The organism is Elusimicrobiota bacterium (assembly GCA_016788905.1).
Lineage (GTDB): Bacteria > Elusimicrobiota > Elusimicrobia > FEN-1173 > FEN-1173 > JADKHR01.
In genome coordinates, this window is record JAEURZ010000039.1 from 1 (window position 1) to 5,979 (window position 5,979).

Genomic DNA, 5,979 nt, shown 5'->3' on the forward strand with positions numbered 1-5,979 from the left:
CTAATACCACCATTATTCCAATAAAAACTTGTTTGTCCCAGAACATGGTCAGGTGAACGGTCCACCAAAACATTGCTGGAGTTGAGGTCATATTCCAATACACGGGATGAAATGGTATCTGCCACAAACAAGCGATGGGTAACGGTGTCCACGGCCACGTCGTAAGGCCGGTTCAATCCGTCGAGCCGCTGACTGTTATAGGGAGAACCCTGGGTATAAACCGGATTTCCCCCAACATCCGTTTGACCCACCAAATTTTCAGCGTTCTGTCCGTCGGAGAGAGGGACATCCCCCGCCCGCAACACGGAAACAAAAACCAAAAAACCCAAATGGGCCAGTCGTTTAAAGAAATCGCTGACATTCATACTGTTTACTATGCATCAGAAAATACATTTTTTCAATGGGAAATATAGAACGGTCAAATAAGAAGAAACAGAAATCACCATGGACCCCACACTCCCGGTTGGCCCAAAGGATCCGCCAGACGCAGAGATCCTGGCACCTTGGCCATATAAAAAAGGAGTGCCCCTCTCCGCTCACCTGCGGGTTTCCGAACACACAGTTGATTGTCTATTGGAAAAACTTTTTGGTAATAAGGTGGACGTTCTCAACTAATCAACTAACATCCGAACTCACACATCCCACCAATCCTCCCTACACTTGGCCATTATTGATTTTTATTTCTGAGACATTGAGTTCATAACGGTCGAGTAGCCAGAGAGATTGTGCCTCTATACCCTCACAAATCCAAACGTGAATCTATCGTTCCTTACGGGTTACGATGCATCAGTTAATGGGGTTTATAAATAGGGATTACCGGCAAAAAGAGAATAAACGAGATAAAAAAAATGGGTGGGTGACCTGGAAATTATTTTTAGGGATTATTCCCCAACGCTGAAATAGCGCGATTGGGGGTGGTGAAAAACCAGGGCGGAAACACTGGCTTCTGGTTCCAAAGGGCGAGGGAAATTCCTTAAAAGGGATAAAGAGGTACGAAAAACCTGATCTTATTGTTGATACTGATCGGAATATGTCATACAATTCCATATCATGTTCGGAAGATCGCTGAAAATTTCGAAATCCATGAGTTTTTTGCTTTTTGGCGCCCGTGGCACGGGGAAATCCACCCTATTAAAAGCACTCTTTCCTCAAAAGAAGCCGGCCGATGCTTTTTTTATTGACCTTTTACAGGACGACGAATACGTACGATTTTCCACAAAACCTGGCTTGTTGGGACAAGTTGTGGAAGGCCTCCCCAAAACAGTCCAGTGGGTTATTATTGACGAAGTTCAAAAAGTGCCCAAACTGTTGGATGAGGTGCATCGTCAGATATTTTCGAAACGCGTGCGATTTGCCCTGACAGGGTCGAGCGCGCGCAAATTGAAAAGGGGACAAGCCAATCTCTTGGCGGGACGAGCCCTCGTGCACCACCTCTATCCCCTCACCGAAAAGGAACTGGGAAAAACTTTCGACCTTGCCGCCGCCCTGTCCCACGGGACGTTGCCGGATGTTATTCCTCTCGTGACCATTGAGGAGCGCGCGGCGTATTTGCGCGCTTACGTCTCGACCTATCTCAAGGAAGAAATTGTGGCGGAGCAAGTGGTTCGAAAAATGCCGCCCTTTCTACGATTCCTGCCGACCCTGGGACAGATGAACGGCGAGATCATCAATTACAGCCGCATGGCCCGTGACGCTGGCGTGGACGATATGACCGTGCGCAGTTATTTCTCTATTCTGGAAGACACACTTATTGGTTTTTTTCTGGAGCCCTACCACCACTCCATTCGAAAACGCCAACGCGAGTCCAGCAAGTTTTATCTCTTTGACACAGGGGTGGCCCGCTCTCTTCAAGGGATGGGGACCGCCCCCTTGGTGGAAGGCAGTTCGGCCTACGGAAAAGCGTTTGAGCATTTCGTCATTCTTGAAATTCGTCGGCGCGCGGAATATCTCGGAAAAGAATGGCGCTATTCTTATCTTCGGACGTCTTCCGAAAGCGCCGAAATCGATTTAATCATTGAGCGCCCGGGGGATAAAACCGTTTTGCTGGAACTAAAGTCCTCGCGGTTGGTCTCGGACACCGAGATCCATCGACTTCAATCGTTCAAAAAAGATTTTGCCCACGCGGAAGCCTTTGTCTTCTCCCATGAACCTGTTCCACGAAAAGTAAACGGAGTCGATGTGTTTCCCTGGTCTCAGGGACTCGCGGCGTTGGGTATTTGAGAACAGGGATTATTCCCCAACGCTGAAATAGCGCGATTGGGGGTGGTGAAAAACCAGGGCGGAAACACTGGCTTCTGGTTCCATCATATGGTTTTCAGTCAAAGTGACACCAATGGATGATGGTTTTAAAAGGTGAAATAGTTTTTCCTGATCTTCGAGGGCGGGACAGGCGGGGTAACCAAAACTCACCCGCGTGCCCCGATACCTCGATTGAAATCGATCGGAAAGCGTGAGGGTGGAGGCGTCGGGAAATCCCCACATGGCCCGCAATCGTTCGTGCAACAGTTCCGCAAAGGCCTCGGCGGATTCGATGGCAATCGATTGAATCGCGTGGGATTTGAGATAATCCCCCTTTTCCCGCCATTCACGAGACAAATCCATAATCCCCTGGCCACAGGTCACAACGAAGAACGCCACGAAATCCCGTTTTCCAGTTGAACCGGGTCGAACAAAATCCGCTAGACACAACCCCTCTCCCGAGGACTGGCGGGGGAATGAAAAAGTCGTTAGGGGCTCGACGGTTCCCGGGGAATCGTAGACGCGCAAATCGTCCCCGGCACTTTCGGCCGAGACAAATCGCCAGGTGGCTTTGGGTTTGATGAGTCCCTTGGCTATAATTTCGTCTTGAAGCGAAGTGACGTCTTGATGTAGTTTGATCGCTTTTTCGTCCCCAGCGTCCAAAAGTTTTTGGATGGTGCCACGCAATCCCAGGTGTTTTCCATACAACATGACGGGGTTAATGTACCGAAAAATGTCTTCCACTCTAAAATCGTCCAACACATGAAGTTTCAGGTCCGGAGGCGTAGGCGACGTTTCACCGTGAGAAATAATCGCTCGGGGTCCGGCGGGCTTCGGGGTCGCAGCGACAGCCCCCTCACGAAGATCCTCCTGGCGAACCCGGTTGGCCTTCACAAGCGTCTCCCGAGTTTCTTTCCCCATCAGCCGGTTGGCTAAATCCAACCCCGCCATGGCGTCTTTCGCGTAAAAGACGTCCCCGCCTCCATAGGAAGGGGCGATCTTCGTGGAGGTGAATTTTTCTGAAAGAGCGGCGCCCCCGACCAACACGGGGAGTTGAACCCCCGCGTTTTTCATGTCTTCTGCCGTGGCCACCATCTGCTGGGCTGATTTGACCAATAACCCTGAAAGCCCCACCATATCGGGCCGATGTTCCTTCACCGCGCGAATCAAATCTTCCGGCGGGCATTTGATCCCCAAATCCACAACGCGGAACCCATTATTTTTTAGAATGATGTGGACTAGGTTTTTCCCAATGTCGTGGACATCGCCTTTTACCGTTGCCAAAAGCAGTGTTCCTCGCGATGCGGCGTCGGCCTTATCCATTTTGGGTTCCAGGTGAGCCACCGCCGCCTTCATGACCTCGGCCGATTGGAGGACCTCGGCCACGATCAATTCGTTCTTGGCGAAAAGACGACCCACGGCATCCATCCCCTTCATGAGCGGCCCGTTCACAATGGCCAGGGGTTTTTCCCCCTTTTCCAAGAGAGCCTCCAAATCCGGGATCAACCCTTCTTTTGAGCCTTCCAAGACGTTTTGGGCGATACGTTCTTCCGGAGTTCCCAACCGAACGGGCGCCGCTTTTTGAACAGCGGCTTTACCGCGAAAATGGGCGGTGAAGACCTCCACGGCCGACCGGGATTCTTCGGGCCCCGCAAACAGGACCGCCCGGGCCAAAGCAATTTCTTCTTTCGGGATGGACGCGTATCGGGCTAATTTTTCCGCGTTCACGATGGCGAAGTCCAACCCCGCTTGGACACATTCATGAAGGAAAACAGCGTTCAACACTTCCCGGCCCGATTCCGGAAGGCCGAAGGAAACGTTGCTGATCCCCAAAATCGTTTTACATTGGGGGAACGCTTCTTTGATCAACCGCACCCCTTCAATGGTCTCCCGAGAAGCCCCAATGTAATTTTTGTCCCCCGTGGCTGCGGGGAAAACCAGAGGATCAAAGACAATGTCCTCAGGGGCAAGCCCGTATTTCCCGGTCAAAAGATCAAAGGACCGCTTGGCAACACTACGTTTTCGCTCGCGAGTCACCGCCATCCCCTGGGCCTTATCTTCGTCGATACACCCCACCACCACCGCGGCCCCGTAATTTCGCAAGAGAGGGGTCACGCTCGCAAAGCGCTCTTCCCCATCTTCCAAGTTGATGGAATTGATAACGGCCCGTCCCGGACAAAGTTTAAGAGCGGCCTCCATCACCGCTGTGTCCGTGCTATCAATCATGAGGGGCGTCTTAACTTTTTTAGTTAAAAATCCTAAAAACTCCACTAAATCCGACTGTTCGTTTCGGTCCGGATTGGCCAAGCAGACGTCGATGATTTGGGCTCCTGCCCGAGCCTGGCGTCGCCCGATCTCCGAGGCTTCTTCAAAGGCCCCCGCCACGATCATTTCCTTAAACTTACGACTCCCAATCACGTTGGTCCGTTCGCCCACTATCACCGGGCGCATCTCATCGGTCACCACGAGAGGATCCAACCCGGAAAGCGAAAAACGCGATCCCCCTCCCGGACGACGGGGCTTTTTCCCTTCCACCATTTGAGAGATCAATCGAATGTGCTCATCGGTGGTGCCGCAACATCCCCCCAGAAGGTTGACCCACCCGTTGTCCACAAACCGTTCCAGCTTCTGGGTAATCATTTCCGGGGTTTCGTTGTAGCGTCCTTCCTCGTCTGGTAAGCCCGCGTTGGGATAACAGGAGACACCCCACCGGCAAATTTCCGATAAGCTGCGGATGTGGTCCGTCATGAAATCAGGGCCCGTCGCGCAATTGATTCCCAGGGAGAAAAGGTTTCGTTGTTGGAAGGAATAATAGAGGGCCTCGATTCCTTGCCCCCCTAACGTAGACCCCATCAATTCGATGGTGGCCGAAACACTGACAGGCACCCGCCGTCCGGCTTCGGCCATGGCGCGATCCAATCCGATCAATGCGGCTTTAATATTTAAACTGTCCTGGGCGGTTTCCACTAAGAAGAGATCCACCCCACCTTCCAAAAGACCGATTCCCTGAACTCGAAAATTATCCACGAGCTCTTCAAAGGTGGCGCCCCCCGTGAGGGAAAGGGATTTGGTGGTGGGCCCCACAGAACCGGCCACAAAGCGGGGTTTCGTTGCGGTGGAATATTGATGGGCCATTTTTTTCGCCAGCCGTGCGGACAAGCGACTGATTTCCAAGGCCTTGTTTTCAAGATCGTATTCCGCCAAAACGATGGGCGTGGACCCAAAACTGTTCGTCTCGATGATGTCCGCCCCGGCTTTCAAATAGGATTCATGCACCGCGGAAATCGCGTCGGGTTTGGTCAACACCAAATTCTCGTTGCACCCTTCAAAAGAGGGGCCACCGAAATCCTCAGCCGTCAAGTTCATTTTTTGGAGAGCTGTCCCCATGGCTCCGTCCAAAACAAGGATTTTTTCTTGGATCAATCGTTCGAGGTCGTTCATGAACGTCAATAATACCAAGATTTGGGTCTCACCAGGCGTTTCGCCGCTAAAAACTCAACCCTTCGGGGTGACATTTCAATATAAACCACAAAGGAGAGGCCCCCATTCAGAGGAAGAGAGGATACTGTGTTGACCCAAATTTTCCAGCTGGATCAGGGGAGGGCGCAATGCGCCGAGTCGGTCCTCGCGCTCCACTGGGGATTCGGGGTTCACTTAGAACTTTGTAACCGTTCAGGGGGACAAGCCCTTTTGAAATAAAATATTGCGCATTTACTGTCGACAACGAAAAGCATTGAGGGG

4 protein-coding genes are annotated in these 5,979 nt (G+C 51.8%); 1 reads left to right on the forward strand and 3 read right to left on the reverse strand.

Annotation, left to right across the window (positions count from 1 at the left end):
* Positions 1–365: hypothetical protein (locus JNK54_10650; protein MBL8024717.1), on the reverse strand; the 365-nt coding region annotated here is incomplete at its 3' end.
* A gap of 516 nt (positions 366–881) precedes the next feature.
* Positions 882–956: a hypothetical protein gene (locus tag JNK54_10655; protein MBL8024718.1), complete on the reverse strand. Its 75-nt coding sequence runs from the start codon at positions 954–956 to the stop codon at positions 882–884.
* Positions 957–1,050: 94 nt separating this feature from the next.
* Here JNK54_10655 and JNK54_10660 point away from each other — a divergent pair, with 94 nt between their 5' ends.
* Positions 1,051–2,220: an ATP-binding protein gene (locus tag JNK54_10660; protein MBL8024719.1), complete on the forward strand. Its 1,170-nt coding sequence runs from the start codon at positions 1,051–1,053 to the stop codon at positions 2,218–2,220.
* A 9-nt stretch (positions 2,221–2,229) separates the two neighbouring features.
* Here the strand turns inward: JNK54_10660 and metH are convergent, their stop codons facing one another.
* On the reverse strand, positions 2,230–5,679 hold the full coding sequence (metH, locus tag JNK54_10665) for a methionine synthase (GenBank protein MBL8024720.1): 3,450 nt from the start codon (positions 5,677–5,679) through the stop codon (positions 2,230–2,232).
* Positions 5,680–5,979 lie beyond the last annotated feature (300 nt).